Genomic DNA, 15,929 nt, shown 5'->3' with positions numbered 1-15,929 from the left:
ATTATTGCGTGACCGGGGGCGGCTGCTTCAATGACAATCGGCGCCTTTAGCCCGGTTCTTGTGGTACGGGATGTCACTGTGGGAGAGGTATCGATGCCAGGGTTGCCGCCGATCGACGAGTTGCAGCAGCAGGAAGAGGTTCTGCTTGCCGAGGTGCGCGACGCCTTCGGGGTGATCCGTGTGGTGCAGATCGGCGCCTACCGCTTTCTCGAGTTTGGTGATGCCATCGAGCAGAGTTGCGTGTTTCAGGGCGATCCCAGCTGGCTGGAATACGACTACACCCGCGCCATGTTGCTGGGCGCGCTGTGTCACGATGCCCCGGAAACCGCGCTGTTCCTGGGGCTGGGCGCCGGCAACCTGACCCAGGCCTGCCTGAAGTTCCTGCCGCTGGAGGACGTCGAGGCCATCGAGCTGCGCCCGGACGTACCGCGCCTGGCCATGGAGTTTCTCGGCCTGGACGATGACCCACGGCTGACCATTCGCATCGGCGATGCCACCGAACTGCTCGACAGCGCGGAAACTGCTGACCTGATCTTTCTTGATCTGTACACCGACCAGGGGCCGGGCGTCGGGCATCTGGCCTGGCGGTTTCTCGAGCGCTGCCGCGAAAAACTCAACCCGGGCGGCTGGCTGATCATCAACCAATGGGCAGGCAATGACGGCAAGCCGCTTGGCGCGGCACTGCTGCGCGGCCTCTATCACCGGCACTATTGGGAGTGCCCGGTGAAGGAGGGCAACGTGGTGCTGCTGATCCCGGCCGACCTTGAGCAGCGCTTGAACATGGGGCGCCTGCAGATGCGTGCTGGCGAGCTGGCGCCGCGCCTGGGGTACTCGCTACAACCGCTGATCGAAGCGCTGCGCCCGGCCACTTGATGCGCCGTTGAGCGGTTGGATGCGTGGCAATCGATAAAAACCAGCACCCGAGTCAGGATTTTCCGGTATAGTTCGCGCCGGCCAATTTTCTGGCCACGTTCAGGTAGTGCAACTCGCCCGGGAAATTAACACCCGGCAGCCAGTCCCCAGCGGACTATCCTTGACGATTCACTTTCATCACGTTTTCGCAAATCCCCGCCGACCAGGCTGCCAGGGTGACCCACAAGGTCTTACACGGCATGCGCAGCTTTGGAACATGGGTCTTTGCGGATGCACTTGAGGCAGACCCATGACCCAGGAAATCGGCGGCTTCGCCGCGCTCGGACTTCACTCCAATATTCTCGCCGCTCTGACCGCCGTTGGTTACGAAGAGCCGTCTCCGATCCAGTCGCAGGCCATTCCGGTGATCCTCGCCGGCCAGGACATGATCGGCCAGGCCCAGACCGGCACCGGCAAGACCGCAGCATTCGCGTTGCCGATCCTGTCGAAAATCGACCCGGCCAAGCGTGAGCCACAGGCACTGATTCTGGCGCCAACCCGCGAGCTGGCCCTGCAGGTCGCCACCGCCTTCGAAACCTATTCCAAGCAGATGCCTGGCCTCAATGTGGTCGCCGTCTACGGCGGAGCGCCGATGGGTCCGCAGCTCAAGGCCATTCGCCAGGGCGCTCAGGTCATCGTTGCCACCCCGGGCCGTCTGGTCGACCACCTGCGTCGCGACGAGAAAGTGCTGTCGACCATCCAGTACCTGGTACTCGACGAAGCAGACGAAATGCTCAAGCTGGGCTTCATGGATGACCTCGAAGTGATCTTCGAAGCCATGCCGGAAAGCCGCCAGAGCGTGCTGTTCTCCGCCACGCTGCCGCACTCGATTCGCGCCATTGCCGAGAAGCACCTGCGTGAGCCGCAACACATCAAGATCGCTGCCAAGACTCAGACCGTCTCGCGCATCGAGCAGGCGCATCTGATGATCCACGCCGACCAGAAGACCAACGCCGTGTTGCGTCTGCTGGAAGTCGAGGATTTCGACGCGCTGATCGCCTTCGTGCGTACCAAACAAGCCACCCTGGATCTGGCCAGTGCCCTGGAAGCCAAAGGCTACAAGGCCGCTGCGCTGAACGGTGATATCGCCCAGAACCAGCGTGAGCGCGTGATCGAATCGCTCAAGGATGGCCGCCTGGACATCGTCGTGGCGACCGACGTGGCTGCTCGTGGTATCGACGTACCGCGCATCACCCACGTTTTCAACGTCGACATGCCGTACGACCCGGAGTCCTACGTACACCGTATCGGTCGTACCGGTCGCGCCGGTCGTGATGGCCGTGCGCTGCTGCTGGTGACGCCGCGTGAGCGTCGCATGCTGCAGGTGATCGAGCGCGTCACCGGGCAGAAGGTCGGTGAAGTCAAACTGCCGAACGGTCAGCAGGTTCTCGATGCCCGCATCAAGAAACTGACCAACAGCCTGGCGCCGCTGGTGGCCGATGCCGAAGCCAGTCATGGCGATCTGCTCGACCGCCTGACCGCCGATATCGGCTGCAGCCCGCGTGCCCTGGCGGCTGCGCTGCTGAAAAAGGCCACCAACGGCCAGGCCCTGGATCTGGCCACTGTCGAGCGCGAGCAGCCGCTGGTGCCGGGCGCTGGCGGTGCTCCGCGTGAGCGTCGTGAGCGCGACGGCGATCGTGGTGGTGAGCGCAGCGAATACCGCGAGCGCCGTGCGCCGGTACCGCTGACCGAAGGTCGCGTGCGCTGCCGCACTGCACTGGGGACGCGCGACGGTATCGCCGCGAAGAATCTGCTTGGCGCTATCCTCAACGAGGGTGGTCTGGCTCGCGAAGCGATCGGTCGTATCCAGATCCGCGAAACCTTCAGCCTGGTCGAGCTGCCGGAAGACGGCCTGGACCGTCTGCTGGGCAAGCTGAAAGACACCCGTGTGGCCGGCAAGGCACTGAAGTTGCGTCGCTACCGCGAGGATTGATCCGCCAGGCCTTGTGCCTTGCTTCAGGATCAGCAAAACGCCGCGCCCCTTGTAAGGGCGCGGCGTTTTTGTTTATGCGCTACCTACTCAGCTGGTTTCGCCGAGATTGGCCCTGGGCGCCAGGCGGTCGAACACTTCGGGCGTCAATGCTGCTTCACCCACTTCGTCGAGCACTGCGCGTGGCCGCTCACTGCCAGGGATGCTGCTGTCGAGCATGCTCAGCAGTTGCGCGCCGCGAGCGGTGAGCACGAAGTTTTCACCGTTGCCACCTTCGTCTTCCGGGCGTGGTTCGATAAAGCCGTTTTGCAGCAGACGCGCTTCGTAGCGTGCAGCCTCGGCGCGCAGATGATCGAGATTGTCCACGGGGTCGCCGGCATTCTCATGCTCTTCGGCCAGGTCTTCGGCGTAGCGACGCGGGGCGAAGGGTTTGCCAGCGGAGTTCTGTGCCTCGTGCAGCAGGCGTTCGATCAGGTCCCAGTCGTGCTTCATGGCGCTCTCTCCCTATGCGATGGGCTTATAGAGTCCGACTTCAGCAACGCACTACGGTTCGACCTGAATTCTGCGAGCGGAGTACACAAAGCAAAACGCCCCGAACCAGTCGGGGCGTTTTGGGGGTTTCAGCCGCCGTGATCAGGCGCGGCGACGGAACAGCGGTTGCGGCTGATCGGCCGAAGCCTGGTAAACCTCGCTGTAGTCCTCGAAGGCTTTCAGCGCGTCGTAAGGGTCTTTGTCCGCACGCACGGCGAAGGCATCGAAACCGACACGCTTGAGGGCGAACAGCTGGTCGCGCAGCACGTCGCCAATGGCGCGTACTTCGCCCTTGTAGCCGTAGCGGGTGCGTAGCAGGTAGGCGGTGGAGGAGTGACGGCCGTCGGTGAAGGCCGGGAACTCCAGGGCGATGACCTGGAAATGCGCCAGGTCATCGGCGATCTCCTCGATCTCGTCACCGGCTTCCAGCCATACGCCGAGGCCGCCGTCACGGGCCTTGAGGGCGTGCGCATGCTCGCGCCACAGGGCCAGCGGGACGATGATGTCGTCGCAGTTGGGGATGACGTCCAGGGTCACGTCCTTGGCCAGCAGGTGCCAGGTCTCGTCGACCACCTGACCGTTCTTAATGATTCGCTGCATAGACGCGCTCCTTGAACGGATCGATACCGACGCGACGGTAGGTATCGAGGAAGCTTTCTTCTTCGGTGCGTTGCTCGACGTAGACCTTGATGATCTTGTCGATCACATCGGCCATGTCCGCTTCGGCGAAGGATGGGCCGAGGATCTGCGCCAGGCTGGCGTCACGGCCGGCGCTGCCGCCGAGCGATACCTGATAGAACTCCTGGCCTTTCTTGTCGACGCCGAGAATGCCGATATGGCCGACGTGGTGGTGACCGCAGGCGTTCATGCAGCCGGAGATGTTCAGATCGATATTGCCGATGTCGAACAGGTAGTCGAGATCGTCAAAACGACGCTGAATGGCTTCGGCGATCGGGATTGACTTGGCGTTGGCCAGCGAGCAGAAGTCGCCGCCCGGGCAGCAGATGATGTCGGTCAGCAGGCCTACGTTCGGCGTGGCGAAGCCTTGCTCGCGCAGCTCGCCCCACAGGGCCAGCAGCTGACGCTGCTCGACGTCGGCGAGGATGATGTTCTGGTTGTGGCTGTTGCGCACTTCACCGAAGGAATAACGATCGGCCAGGTCGGCGATGGCGTCGAGTTGCTTGTCGGTGACGTCGCCCGGCGCTACGCCGGTGGGCTTGAGCGACAGGGTCACGGCAACGTAGCCAGGCTTCTTGTGGGCGAAGGTGTTGCGCTCGCGCCAGCGGGCGAAGCCGGGATGTTCGGCGTTCTGCTGGGCGAGCAGGGCGTCTTCGTCCTGCAGGGGCAGATAGGCCGGATCGACGAAGTGCGCGGCAACGCGGGCGACTTCGGCTTCGGTCAGGGTGCTCGGGCCATCCTTGAGGTGCGCCCACTCGGCGTCCACACGCTGGGCGAACACCTCGGGAGTCAGTGCCTTGACCAGAATCTTGATGCGCGCCTTGTACTTGTTATCGCGACGGCCATAGCGGTTGTACACGCGCAGGATGGCGTCGAGATAGCTGATCAGGTGCTGCCAGGGCAGGAATTCGTTGATGAAGCTGCCGACGATCGGGGTACGACCCAGGCCGCCGCCGACGGAAACGCGGAAGCCCAGCTCGCCGGCTTCGTTCTTCACCGCTTCCAGGCCGATGTCATGCACTTCGATGGCGGCACGGTCGCTCACGGCACCGTTGACGGCGATCTTGAATTTGCGCGGCAGGTGCGAGAACTCGGGGTGGAAGGTCGACCACTGACGGATGATTTCGCACCAGGGGCGCGGATCGACGATCTCGTCCTTGGCCACGCCGGCGAACTGGTCGGTGGTGGTGTTGCGGATGCAGTTGCCGCTGGTCTGGATGGCGTGCATCTGCACGGTGGCCAGCTCGGCAAGAATCTCCGGCACGTCTTCGAGCTCCGGCCAGTTGTACTGGACGTTCTGCCGGGTGCTGATATGGGCATAACCCTTGTCGTAGTCGCGGGCGATGCGCGCGAGTACGCGAACCTGGGCGGACGACAGCAGGCCGTAAGGCACAGCGACGCGCAGCATGGGCGCGTAACGCTGGATATACAGACCGTTCTGCAGGCGCAGCGGACGGAATTCCTCGCCGCTCAGCTCTCCGGCGAGGTAGCGGCGGGTTTGATCGCGGAACTGCTTGACGCGATCCTCGACGATCTGTTGATCGTACTGGTCATAAACGTACATGAAGGGTCCTGTTTTCAGGCTACTTACTGCCAATCAGCGCGCACGGCCGCGCACTCCCGAGGAGCCGGGGCACGATACCAGCTCAGGTTTATGCGTAAAAGTGATGTTTGAATATATAAACCTAGGTTTAAGGAATAAGACTGCCCTAGAGCATAACCATATGGTTTGAGCGATGGCCAAGCCTGGGCTTAAATGCAGTGTGCATCACCTAAAAGCACAAGAAGAGGGGGAACCATGACCGAACACACCGAAGTGGAAAATTCCGACAGCGTTATCGATGCTTGGGCGATCTTTTGCCTGATCCTGATTGCGGTAGGCACGGCAGTCTTCTGGGTCAGCGGACAGTGAGGGCAAAGGCCGACACGCATTAGCGGTCGGCCTTTTATCATTTGCGCCCTATACTGCGCCCCGGTTAATTGGGGAGGGGAGCCGTGATCCGGTGGGTGTTGGGCCTGTGGTTATTACTGTGCTGCGCATTGGCGTCAGCACAACCCCGTGCGCCGTCAGTGATCTTCCTCAACCCTGGTCATTCCGACGAGCCATTCTGGGCCGATTACACCCGCTACATGCAGGACGCCGCAGGCGATCTCGGCCTCGAGCTGAAAGTCCTCTACGGCGAGCGTGATCCAGCGCGCATGCTAAGCAACGCCCGGCAGGTTCTGGACGGTGAGCATCCGGACTATCTGGTCTTCACCAACGAGCAGTTCCTGGGGCCTTTGCTTCTGCGCCTGTTCGAGGGCAGCCAGGTTGGTCTTTTCGCCTTGCACAGCACGCTCACCGACGAGCAGCAGGCGTTGATCGGTGGCAGTCGCGAGCGTCATCGCAACTGGCTCGGTAGCCTGGTTCCCAATGATGAAGAGGCGGGTTACCTGATGGGGCGCGAGCTCATCGCGCTCGCCAAGGGGCAGCCGGCCGAGCTGCTGGCATTTTCCGGGGTCAAGCAAACGCCGTCATCGATCTTGCGTCTGGCCGGTTTGCAACGTGCGCTGAACGAGGCGCCGCATGTGCGTCTGGTGCAGGCAGTGCATGGCGAGTGGCAGGAGCAGCGCGCCTATGAGCAGGCGATGAGCCTGTTGCCGCGCTATCCGGATGTGAGCCTGGTCTGGTCGGCGAACGATGCAATGGCATTTGGCGTGATGCGTGCTGCTGGCGAGCAGGGTAGAGAGCTGCGTTATGCCGCCCTGAACAACTCGGCTCGGGTGCTGCAGGCGCACATCGATGGACGAATCGATGTTCTGGCGAGCGGCCACTTCATTCTGGGTGCCTGTGCCCTGGTGATGCTCAGTGACCATGCCCGTGATCTGGATTTCATCGAGCGCGGCGGCCAGGATCAGGTTGCATCGCTGCTGCGCCTGCTCGACAGGGCGCAATCGCAGAAACTGCTGGCACGCCTCGGTCAGCCGGACATCGATATGGACTTTAGCCGGTTCAGCGCGCTGACTAAGCCCCAACAGCAGCGCTACGACTGCTCGATAGCACGCCTGCTGGACTGATCAACGGGTAGCCAGATGCAGAATCAACTTCACCGTGACCAGCAGCACGATCACGAACAGCGCGGTGAACAGCACGCCGAGCAGAATGAAGTGGCTGGGCTTGCCGCGACTGAAGTCGCGGCTGCGGTTCTTCCCGCTCTGCACGCCGAGCGCTGCCGCCAGCACGCTCTGCAACATCTCGCGCAGTGTCAGCGGGCTCTGGTCGGGGTCTTTGTCCTGATTGCTCATGGTTGGCCTCTACGTCAGTCCTGCAAGCATAGTCTGCAGCCGCGAAGTCGCCACGAAGGGGCTAGGCCGGTTCCGGCGAATCAGGCAATCTGCCTGGTCGCTGACCACCGATCTTGAACATGTCTGACGATCTGTTTCCCGACGACGCCGCGCAGACCGAGCGCACTCGCGAAACTATCCTGCGCTACCACCTGAGCTGGAAGCACCGCGACCTCGACGCGGTGATGGCGCTGTATCACCCCGAGATCGAGTACAACGATTTCTACCAGCAGCGCTGCATGCGCCTGGGCGATCTGCGCGAGTACGTCGAGAACAACCTGCCGCGCCGCCCTGGCGAGCTGCTGGAGCACGTCGACCGCATCCGCATCGACGGTCATACCGCCTTCATCCAGTACTGCACCAGCCTGCAGGGTGGGGAAGGGCTGGTGTCGTTCCGCACCGGTGAAGCCATCACCGTGCGCGACGGGCTGATCTGGCGGATCAACGAATACGCCACCCTGGTACGTGAAGCACGTGGCACTGGCGAAGCGGCCAGTTCGCGCCCGGCCATCAGCCGCCTGGGGCTGTCGACCCGCCAGCTCGGTCAACTGGCGCAGGATCTGCAGGACTATTTCCAGCGCAGCCAGCCCTTTCTCGACCCCGAACTGGATCTGCAGCAGGTGGCGGCGGCGACGGGTTACAGCCGCAACCAGATTTCCCACCTGCTCAATCAGGTGTTGGGCGAGAGCTTCTACCGCTACGTCAACCGCGCGCGCCTGCAGTACCTGCTCGATGGCTTGCAGGCGGGTAGCGACCTCAAGCGTATCGACGAGCTGGCCTTTGCCGCCGGCTTCAATTCCTTGTCGGCCTTCTATAGCTGCTTCAAGCGCCACACCGGGCTGTCGCCCAAGGCCTATCTCAAGCAGATTTCCTCGCGGGCACGCACGCAAGACAGCGACTGACTGTCACTACTAGCCTTGTGTCATCGATTGATGACGGAGGCGTGGATGAATCCCTGGCGCAACATCAGTCTGTGGATGGATCAGCTCGATGATCCGCTGCAGGCGCGGCCCAGCCTGCAAAGCGACCTGCACGCCGACGTGGCGATCATCGGAGCGGGTTACACCGGCCTGTGGACGGCCTATTACCTCAAGCGCCAGGCGCCGCAGCTGCGTGTGGTGATTCTGGAGGCCGAGACCGCCGGCTTCGGCGCCTCCGGGCGCAATGGCGGCTGGCTGATGGGCAACCTGCTCGGCGAAGATCGCCTGCTGGCCGGTCTGCCAGCGACCGAGCGCAAGGCGTCCTTCGATCTGCTGCACGGTATTCCTGATGAAGTGGCCTCGGTGGTTGCACGGGAAGGTATCGACTGCGACCTGCGCAAGGGCGGCGTGCTGTATTGCGCCGCGCGCTATCCCGAGCAGGAAGTACGCCTGCGTGAATATCTCGAAGAACTGCGTGCGCTGGGCCTGAGCGAAGACGATTACCGCTGGATGGCGCCAAGCGAACTGGCCGCACAGTTGCGCCTGGCCAATGCCTACGGCGCGCTGTACAGCCCGCATTGCGCGACGATCCAGCCTGCCAAGCTGGTGCGGGGGTTGGCGCGTTGCGTCGAGGGCCTGGGTGTAGAGCTCTACGAGCGCAGCCCGGTGATCGACTGGCAGCCCGGTCTGGTGCGCACCGCTCAGGGACGCGTCAAAGCTGATTGGGTGGTGCCGGCCATCGAAGGTTACGCTGCCAGCTTGCCGCCGCTGGGCAATCACCAGTTGCCGGTGCAGAGCCTGATCGTCGCCACCGAACCGCTGCCAGCGGACATTTGGGCCGGAATCGGCCTTGAGCGAGGACAGGCGTTCAGCGAATTCAGTCGTCAGGTCACCTATGGCCAGCGCAGCCTCGATGATCGCCTGATCTTCGGTGCGCGCGGTGGTTATCGCTTTGGCGGACGCCTACGCAGTGACTTCAATCTCACCGAGGACGAGTTGGGCCTGCGCCGCTACCTGATGGGAGAGATCTTCCCGCAGTTGCGCAACGTGCGTTTCACCCATTCCTGGGGCGGCAATCTGGGCATGGCGCGGCGTTTCCAGCCACACATGCTGCGCGACACCCGCAACCGCATCGCGCTGTCTGGCGGTTATGGCGGTGAGGGTGTCGGTGCCACCAACCTCGGCGGGCGCACCCTGGCTGACCTGATTCTTGGCCGCGACAGCGAACTGCTGCGCCAGCCCTGGGTATCGACTGACAGCCCGATTTCCAGCCTGCAGCGCTGGGAGCCCGAACCCTGCCGCTGGCTTGGTTACAACGCCATCATCCGCAGTTTCGTCCATGAGGACGAGGTGCTCGCCAACCCGCGCAGCCCGGCCTGGCGTCGACGCCTGGCGCAAGCGGTCGCGGCGCGCATGGAAAGCCTGATGGGCTGAGCGAGTGCCAGCCGTCCTTTGATCTGGAGTTCACATGAACATCACCCATTTTCGTGACACCCCCAACGTCGCCCTGGACGCGTCCAACCCGGTCGCCGTGCCCCTGAGTAAGCCGGTGGCAGTTACCTCGACCACCAGCGTCGAGCGCAGTGACGGCGTAGAGACCGGTATCTGGGAATGCACGCCGGGGCGCTGGCGCCGGCAGATCGTCCAGCAGGAGTTCTGCCACTTCGTGGCGGGGCGTTGCACCTTCACCCCTGACGGCGGCGAGCCCATCGAGATTCGCGCCGGCGACGCGCTGATGATGCCGGCCAATACCCTCGGCATCTGGGACATACAAGAAACGGTGCGCAAGACCTATGTGCTGATCTTCTGAGTCAGCACCTTTTCAGTACTGCCTAGAACAACAACTCACGAGGTATCCCATGCTGAAGAAACTCCTGCCGTGCCTGATCCTGGCTGGCACCGCTCATGCCGCTGATAGCGTGCGCATCTACAACTGGACCGACTACATCGCCCCGGACACCCTCAAGCAGTTCGAAAAGAGCAGCGGCCTGGGCACCCATTACGATGTCTACGACAGCAACGAGACCCTGGACGCCAAGCTGATGGCCGGCCGTTCAGGCTACGACGTGGTCTTTCCCTCCAACCATTTCATGGCCCGGCAGATTCAGGGCGGTGCGTTGAAGAAGCTCGACCGCAGCAAGCTGCCGAACTGGAACAATCTCAACCCGGTGCTGATGAAGACGCTGGAAGTGAACGATCCGGGCAACGAGCACGGCTTCCCCTATCTGTGGGGCAGCACCGGTATCGGCTACAACGTCGACAAGGTGCGCGCAGTGCTGGGCGATGACGCGAAGATGGACAGCTGGGACGTACTGTTCGACCCAGCCAAGCTGGCCAAACTCAACGAGTGTGGCGTCGCGATCCTCGACAACGGCCCGGAAATGCTGCCAATCGCCCTGCATCACCTGGGCCTGCCACACCACAGCAAGAACCCCGAGGACTACAAGCGCGCCGAGGCGTTGCTGATGGAGATGCGCAAGAACGTGCGTTATTTCCATTCCTCCAAGTACGTCGGCGATCTGGCCAACGGAGAGATCTGCATGGCCGTGGGCTTCTCCGGCGACATCATGCAGGCCGGTGCGCGGGCTACGGAAGCGGGCAACGGCGTGAAGATCCAGTACGAGATTCCCAAGGAAGGTGCGCCGATCTGGTTCGACATGGTGGCCATGCCGGTCGATGCCAGCAACGAGGAGGGCGCTTACGCCTTCATGAACGACCTGCTGCAGCCCGAGGTGATGGCTGCCATCAGCAATCACGTGAAGTACGCCAACGGCAATGCCAAGGCCAGCGCTCTGGTCGACCCGGCGCTGAAGGCGGACCCGACCGTATATCCGCCGGAGTCGGTGATGGACAAGCTGTACACCCTGGAGGCCATGCCGCTGAAGATCGACCGGGTGCGCACGCGCATCTGGAGCAAGGTCAAGAGCGGCGTCTGAGCGTCTACTCGATGAAAAAAGCCCCGGCATGCCGGGGCTTTTCCTGTGCGTCATTCAATCGCTCATGGTTCAGACCTTGAAGCGACCAAGCAGGCGATCCTGCTGCCCAACCTGATCCACCATCGAGGCGCACTGGCGCACCTGCTGCTCGGCGCCGCCGGCCAGTTCGTGGCTGATATCACGAATGTTGGTGGTGTTGCGGTTGATCTCCTCGGTGGTGGCGCTCTGTTCTTCGGCCGCCGTGGCGATCTGCAGGTTCATGTCGTTGATGCGGGTGATCGCCTCACGGATACGGCCGAGCATATCGTTGGCCGCGCCAGCGTCCTCAGCGGTCTTGCTGGCCGTGTCGCGGCTCTGTTGCATGCGGCTTTCGGCCTGGCGTACACCGCCTTGCAGCTGATCGATCATCTGGCGGATTTCCTGGGTGGCTTGCTGGGTGCGCGAAGCCAGCGAGCGCACCTCGTCGGCCACCACGGCAAAGCCACGGCCTGACTCTCCGGCGCGCGCTGCTTCGATAGCGGCGTTCAGTGCCAGCAGATTGGTCTGTTCGGCGATGCTGGTGATCACCTGCAGGATCGACTCGATGTTGTGGCTGAGCTTGGCCAGTTCGTTGATCGCGTGGCTGGTTTCGTCCATCTCGTTGGCCAGATGGCGAATCGCCGAACTCGATTGCGAGACCACGCGCACGCCATTCTCGGTTTCTTCGTTGGCGGCAACGGCAGCCTGGGCTGCAGCCTGAGCGTTACGCGCCACCTCTTCGGCAGTGGAGGCCATTTCCTGCATGGCGGTGGCCAGCTGATCCAGTTCCTGCAGCTGTTCCTGCAGGCGGCGGGCGGCCTGCTCCGACTCGTTTGAAGTCAGGGCCGTACTTTCGCGGACCTGGTGCGAGCTGCCCATGACGTCGCCAATCAAGGTCTGCAGGGTCTGCAGGAAGCGGTTGAACTCTTGCGACAGCTCGCCGATCTCGTCATTGCTGGTGATCGCCAGGCGGCGCGTCAGGTCACCTTCGCCGCTGTTGATCTCACGCAACGAGGTACTGAGCAGGCTCAGCGGCTTGAGCAGGCTGTTCATCAACAGGCCCAGCACCACCAGGCTGATGGCGACGCCGACCACGGTGCCGACCACGGCCAGCCAGGTCAGGCGGTTGGCTTCGGCCATCACCACGCTCTCGTCCAGCACCACGCCGATATACCAGTCCATGCCGCGCAGGTTGGGTAGCGGGGTGAAGGAGACCAGCAGATTCTTGCCACCGGCTTCGACTTCGCGCAGTTCCTTGCCCAGCGCCGGACTCTGGCCGTCGAACAGGTCGCTGTAGGACTTGCCGTTGTACTCGGCATTGGGGTGGGAAATGATATTGCCCGAGCGACTGAGCAGGAAGGCGTAGCCGGCACCGTTGAAGTCCAGGGTGTTGACTGCATCGGCGACCGATTGCAGGCGGATATCGCCACCGAACACGCCGAGGAACCGGCCGGCGTCGCTGATCCGGGCCACGGCGGAAATGAGGATTTCATTGGTGGTGGAGTCGACGTAGGGTTCGGTCAGCACTGCCTGGTTGCCAGCCTTGCCGGTCGCGTACCAGGGGCGCTTGCGTCCGTCCCAGTCAGCGCTGGGTTTCCAGTCGTCGCTGTTCTTGATTGGCTTGCCGTCCGCTTCCAGCGCGCCGAAGACCAGAATGAACTCGTTCTTGAGCAGTGGCGCATCGAATACGCGCTGGTTTTCCTGCGGGCTGTAGCTGCTGTCGATGGTTTGCGACATCAGGTCAATCAGACGCAGTTTGGCGTTGAGCCAGTTCTCGATCTGCCTGGCCAGGGCATTACTCGATTCGGCAATGCTCGATTCGACCTGGCTGCGCAGGGTGTCGCGAACCTGGCTGACCTGGGAGAGCGACAGCAGGCTGGTGGTGAGGAACAGCACGGTAGCGGCGGCGATACCGACCTTGTGGGCGATTTTCATGAATGGGCTCCTGGGCGCCAAAACGACGGGGCTGCATCCATGCAATGCGGTTCTTTGCAAACCTAGTACAGTGCTGGCGTTTTGCCTGCTTGACGTGTGGTCTCTCTGTATGCGCTTGTATCGGCTCTCAGGTGCCGTTCTTGAGCCTCAGCCGCGCTTTCTGTGCAAGCGACTGGTATTGACCACATCCACTGCGCGGGCGCGCAGTTGGCCGCAACCGCCGTCGACATCCTGGCCGGCCGAGTTGCGCACCTTGGTCAGAACGCCACGGCTGTGCAGATAACGCACCATCTCGACGATGCGCTCGCCGTCGGGACGCTGGTAGTCGTCGGCTTCCAGGCTGTTGTAGGGGATCAGGTTGAGCACGGCGAACTTGCCCTTGAACAGACGCAGGATGTTGTCCATTTCTTCCTGGCTGTCGTTGATGCCCTTGAGCAGGGTCCACTGGTACTGGATCGGGTAGTCGATGGTGCGCGCGTAGGCTTCGCCCAGTTCCACCAGCTCTTCGGGATCGATGCGCGGCGCCTTGGGCAGCAGGCGCTGGCGCAGTTCGGCGTCAGTGGTATGCAATGACAGCGCCAGGGCAGGGCGCACGCGTTGCTTGGGCAGGCGCTCGAACACTCGCGGGTCACCAACGGTGGAGAACACCAGATTGCGCTGACCAATGCCGCCCTCGGTGCCGAGCAGGTCGATGGCTTCCAGCACGTTGTCGAGGTTGTGCGCCGGCTCGCCCATGCCCATGAACACCACTTTCTTCACCGGACGAAAGCGCCTGCCCAGGGCGACCTGGGCGACCATTTCGGCGCTGCTGAGCTGGCGCAGCAGGCCGCTCTTGCCGGTCATGCAGAACACGCAGGCCACGGCACAGCCCACCTGGCTGGAGATGCACAGGCCATCGCGCGGCAGCAGTACGCTTTCCACCATCTGTTTGTCGGCCAACTCCACCAGCAGGCGTGCCGAGCCATCGGCGCCAGGGTGCTCGGAGCGCAGCCGGGCCAGTGCGTCGAGTTCGCTGGCGATGGCTGGCAGTCCTTCACGTACCGTCAGTGGCAGAAAGTTCTCGGTCTTCTGGTGCTTGGTACCGGTATCCAGGGCCTTGCCTTGCAGCCAGGCACGGGTAATGCGCCCGATATGCTGGGGTTTGGCGCCAAGGTCGGCGAGGCGTTGGTTGAGTTCGGTGAGCTGCATGGGGCGCGAATGCTATCACTTGGCCGTGGGAGCGACCACGTCGAAGCGCAGAACGCCGATCATCTGCCCGGCTTCAGTGACGACCCGCACCTGCCAGCGGCCTTCGGGCGAGGCCGGAAAGTTGAGTTTGTGCGTCCAGGCGCGATAGCCCTCCTTGCGCCCGCCGTTGATGTCCAGCGCAATGCGGTCGACTTCCTGGCCGTTGTGTTGCCAGACGTGGTAGATGCGCTCGTTCAGGCCGCGTGGCGCGTTGATCGAGGTGTAGGCGTAGAGTCCGTCGACGCGTAGTCGTTCCGGGCTGATCTGTTGCAGGCTTTCGCCAGGCGTGCGTTGCGCGCCATCGAAGTGATCGCTGATCGCCACCTCGGTCAGCCACAGTGTCGCCGGGGGCACCCAGCCCCGCGCCATCCAGCCAGCGCTGGCCATCGCCAGAGGCAGAGCGGCCAACAGCACAATGCGTCGCCAGCCAGCGAAGCCGATCAGACCGGGCAGGCTCGGTAGCGCCAGCACCGTGGCGACCAGCAGGGCGATGCGGTAGCTCTGTGGGGTGCTGAGGTGAAAGATGATCGGCAGCGCGGTGAGCATCACCGCGAACAGCGCCAGGCTGTGAAAGATCAACAGCAGCCAGCGGCGCGGCGCCAGCCAGCGGTAGTAGATCGGGTCGGTGATCGAGGCCAGTGCGGCGATCGCCAGCAGGCCGCTGAACAGCAACTGCCCGCTGTTCCAGGTGGTGGTGATGAAGAAGAACGGCAAAACGAAGAACAGGCTTTCCTGGTGGATCATCTGCGTGCCGTAGCGTAGCAGTGGCAGCGGCAGTTCGAAGCCGAAGCGCCGGGCAATGCGTTCGCGCAGCAGGTTCTCCAGAATCAACCAGACCCAACTGACCAGCAGTACCACGCCCAACACCTTGGCCAGATGCGCCTGGCGGTCGACCAGGAGAAAACTGGCCACGCCCGAGCAGAAGCCGAACAGGGCCACCAGGCCTGGGTAACGGCGCAGCAGGGCGATCAACGTAGGGATGCGGTCGAGCACGACTTTCATGGCAGCAGCAAATGGCAGTGTTGGGCGCGCATCCTAGGTAGCGCGAGCCTTTGCTGCAAGCGAGTCGTCAGCTGTGCTGGCGGTGCCGGGCCGCTTGCGGCAATATTGCGCCCCCGTTTCACCACCGAGTCCGAAAACGATGAAATTCATCCATCAACGCGAGCATCTGGAAGAGGGCGATCTGGTGGTCATCCAATGTTCGCAGCCCTGCAACATCCGCCTGATGAACGATGCCAACTTTCGCGCCTTCAGGAACCGTGGCCGTCACAGTTATCACGGCGGTGCCTTCATCAAGTTCCCGGCGAAGATCCGTGTGCCCTCCAGTGGTTTCTGGAACATCACGCTGGATACCGTGAGCCGTAAAGCGGTGAGCGTGACGCGCAAGCCGCAGCTCGAATACAGCATCACCTTCAAGCGCCAGCGGCGCGAAGGTATTTAACAAGCGTCGCTGCCGAACAAGGCGCCATACAGCGCCTCGATCGATTCCCGTCTTTTGACGCGCGAGCGCGTCACGAC

Annotated in this window: 15 protein-coding genes and 1 pseudogene; 8 read left to right on the top strand and 8 right to left on the bottom strand. The window is 62.7% G+C overall.

Annotated features, from left to right (window positions below):
- The first annotated feature begins 93 nt into the window (after positions 1 to 93).
- A complete protein-coding gene (locus tag GV002_RS09545; RefSeq protein WP_160018069.1) occupies positions 94 to 873 on the top strand; it encodes a spermidine synthase in 780 nt (259 codons plus the stop codon).
- Between the two features lie 289 nt (positions 874 to 1,162).
- Positions 1,163 to 2,845 carry a DEAD/DEAH box helicase gene (locus GV002_RS09540; RefSeq protein ID WP_160018068.1) on the top strand — a complete coding sequence of 561 codons (1,683 nt, stop codon included), beginning with the start codon at positions 1,163 to 1,165 and terminating at the stop codon, positions 2,843 to 2,845.
- A gap of 87 nt (positions 2,846 to 2,932) precedes the next feature.
- Here the strand turns inward: GV002_RS09540 and GV002_RS09535 are convergent, their stop codons facing one another.
- The 3 genes from GV002_RS09535 to GV002_RS09525 form a co-directional block, all read right to left on the bottom strand.
- Positions 2,933 to 3,334, bottom strand: coding sequence for a transcriptional regulator (locus GV002_RS09535; RefSeq protein ID WP_160018067.1), 402 nt, complete (start codon positions 3,332 to 3,334; stop codon positions 2,933 to 2,935).
- 141 nt (positions 3,335 to 3,475) lie between these two features.
- Complete coding sequence (locus GV002_RS09530) at positions 3,476 to 3,973, bottom strand: DUF934 domain-containing protein (protein ID WP_064494784.1); 498 nt, start codon at positions 3,971 to 3,973, stop codon at positions 3,476 to 3,478.
- Positions 3,957 to 5,615, bottom strand: a complete 1,659-nt coding sequence (locus GV002_RS09525; protein WP_160018066.1) for a nitrite/sulfite reductase — start codon at positions 5,613 to 5,615, stop codon at positions 3,957 to 3,959. The genes GV002_RS09530 and GV002_RS09525 overlap by 17 nt, the downstream gene beginning before the upstream one ends.
- 464 nt (positions 5,616 to 6,079) lie before the next feature.
- Between GV002_RS09525 and GV002_RS09520 the strand changes: the two genes are divergently transcribed.
- A complete protein-coding gene (locus GV002_RS09520) occupies positions 6,080 to 7,108 on the top strand; it encodes an ABC transporter substrate-binding protein (protein WP_160018914.1) in 1,029 nt (342 codons plus the stop codon).
- Here GV002_RS09520 and GV002_RS09515 read toward each other — a convergent pair whose 3' ends face one another.
- The gene (locus GV002_RS09515) at positions 7,109 to 7,336 is read right to left on the bottom strand and encodes a DUF2970 domain-containing protein (protein WP_160018065.1); all 228 of its coding nucleotides are present in this window, start codon (positions 7,334 to 7,336) and stop codon (positions 7,109 to 7,111) included.
- A gap of 119 nt (positions 7,337 to 7,455) precedes the next feature.
- Between GV002_RS09515 and GV002_RS09510 the strand changes: the two genes are divergently transcribed.
- Genes GV002_RS09510 through GV002_RS09495 form a run of 4 tightly spaced genes read left to right on the top strand, consistent with a single transcriptional unit; the run spans position 7,456 to position 11,231 of the window.
- Positions 7,456 to 8,277 carry a helix-turn-helix domain-containing protein gene (locus GV002_RS09510; RefSeq protein WP_160018064.1) on the top strand — a complete coding sequence of 274 codons (822 nt, stop codon included), beginning with the start codon at positions 7,456 to 7,458 and terminating at the stop codon, positions 8,275 to 8,277.
- A gap of 45 nt (positions 8,278 to 8,322) precedes the next feature.
- A complete protein-coding gene (locus GV002_RS09505) occupies positions 8,323 to 9,729 on the top strand; it encodes an NAD(P)/FAD-dependent oxidoreductase (protein ID WP_160018063.1) in 1,407 nt (468 codons plus the stop codon).
- A 34-nt stretch (positions 9,730 to 9,763) separates the two neighbouring features.
- The gene (locus GV002_RS09500; RefSeq protein WP_160018062.1) at positions 9,764 to 10,105 is read left to right on the top strand and encodes a cupin domain-containing protein; all 342 of its coding nucleotides are present in this window, start codon (positions 9,764 to 9,766) and stop codon (positions 10,103 to 10,105) included.
- A 49-nt stretch (positions 10,106 to 10,154) separates the two neighbouring features.
- A complete protein-coding gene (locus GV002_RS09495; protein WP_160018061.1) occupies positions 10,155 to 11,231 on the top strand; it encodes a polyamine ABC transporter substrate-binding protein in 1,077 nt (358 codons plus the stop codon).
- Between the two features lie 69 nt (positions 11,232 to 11,300).
- Here the strand turns inward: GV002_RS09495 and GV002_RS24600 are convergent, their stop codons facing one another.
- The 4 genes and pseudogenes from GV002_RS24600 to GV002_RS09480 form a co-directional block, all read right to left on the bottom strand.
- Entirely contained in the window at positions 11,301 to 12,128 is an 828-nt protein-coding gene (locus GV002_RS24600; RefSeq protein WP_372241830.1) for a methyl-accepting chemotaxis protein, read from the bottom strand.
- Between the two features lie 30 nt (positions 12,129 to 12,158).
- Positions 12,159 to 13,184 (bottom strand): annotated as a pseudogene (locus GV002_RS24595) (cache domain-containing protein); the annotation flags it as partial.
- Positions 13,185 to 13,331: 147 nt separating this feature from the next.
- Positions 13,332 to 14,372 carry an RNA methyltransferase gene (locus tag GV002_RS09485; protein WP_074678479.1) on the bottom strand — a complete coding sequence of 347 codons (1,041 nt, stop codon included), beginning with the start codon at positions 14,370 to 14,372 and terminating at the stop codon, positions 13,332 to 13,334.
- Between the two features lie 15 nt (positions 14,373 to 14,387).
- Complete coding sequence (locus GV002_RS09480) at positions 14,388 to 15,413, bottom strand: DUF5924 family protein (protein WP_160018059.1); 1,026 nt, start codon at positions 15,411 to 15,413, stop codon at positions 14,388 to 14,390.
- Positions 15,414 to 15,552: 139 nt separating this feature from the next.
- On the opposite strand from GV002_RS09480, the gene GV002_RS09475 reads away from it, so the two are divergent.
- On the top strand, positions 15,553 to 15,852 hold the full coding sequence (locus tag GV002_RS09475) for a DUF1883 domain-containing protein (RefSeq protein WP_160018058.1): 300 nt from the start codon (positions 15,553 to 15,555) through the stop codon (positions 15,850 to 15,852).
- The last annotated feature ends 77 nt before the right edge of the window (positions 15,853 to 15,929 follow it).

The organism is Pseudomonas sp. 8O (genome assembly GCF_902506495.1).
GTDB lineage: Bacteria > Pseudomonadota > Gammaproteobacteria > Pseudomonadales > Pseudomonadaceae > Aquipseudomonas > Aquipseudomonas chaetocerotis.
Note: the sequence above shows the minus strand (reverse complement) of the source record. Positions and strands in the feature narration are given on the sequence as shown.

Excerpts from the sequence above, each read along its gene's own strand:
- GV002_RS09500 (WP_160018062.1), top strand. The coding sequence starts at position 9,764 with ATGAACATCACCCATTTTCGTGACACCCCCAACGTCGCCCTGGACGCG.
- GV002_RS09515 (WP_160018065.1), bottom strand. The coding sequence starts at position 7,336 with ATGAGCAATCAGGACAAAGACCCCGACCAGAGCCCGCTGACACTGCGC.
- GV002_RS09530 (WP_064494784.1), bottom strand. The coding sequence starts at position 3,973 with ATGCAGCGAATCATTAAGAACGGTCAGGTGGTCGACGAGACCTGGCAC.
- GV002_RS09480 (WP_160018059.1), bottom strand. The coding sequence starts at position 15,413 with ATGAAAGTCGTGCTCGACCGCATCCCTACGTTGATCGCCCTGCTGCGC.
- GV002_RS09525 (WP_160018066.1), bottom strand. The coding sequence starts at position 5,615 with ATGTACGTTTATGACCAGTACGATCAACAGATCGTCGAGGATCGCGTC.
- GV002_RS09475 (WP_160018058.1), top strand. The coding sequence starts at position 15,553 with ATGAAATTCATCCATCAACGCGAGCATCTGGAAGAGGGCGATCTGGTG.
- GV002_RS09545 (WP_160018069.1), top strand. The coding sequence starts at position 94 with ATGCCAGGGTTGCCGCCGATCGACGAGTTGCAGCAGCAGGAAGAGGTT.
- GV002_RS09540 (WP_160018068.1), top strand. The coding sequence starts at position 1,163 with ATGACCCAGGAAATCGGCGGCTTCGCCGCGCTCGGACTTCACTCCAAT.
- GV002_RS09485 (WP_074678479.1), bottom strand. The coding sequence starts at position 14,372 with ATGCAGCTCACCGAACTCAACCAACGCCTCGCCGACCTTGGCGCCAAA.
- GV002_RS09495 (WP_160018061.1), top strand. The coding sequence starts at position 10,155 with ATGCTGAAGAAACTCCTGCCGTGCCTGATCCTGGCTGGCACCGCTCAT.
- GV002_RS09510 (WP_160018064.1), top strand. The coding sequence starts at position 7,456 with ATGTCTGACGATCTGTTTCCCGACGACGCCGCGCAGACCGAGCGCACT.
- GV002_RS24600 (WP_372241830.1), bottom strand. The coding sequence starts at position 12,128 with ATGGGCAGCTCGCACCAGGTCCGCGAAAGTACGGCCCTGACTTCAAAC.
- GV002_RS09505 (WP_160018063.1), top strand. The coding sequence starts at position 8,323 with ATGAATCCCTGGCGCAACATCAGTCTGTGGATGGATCAGCTCGATGAT.
- GV002_RS09535 (WP_160018067.1), bottom strand. The coding sequence starts at position 3,334 with ATGAAGCACGACTGGGACCTGATCGAACGCCTGCTGCACGAGGCACAG.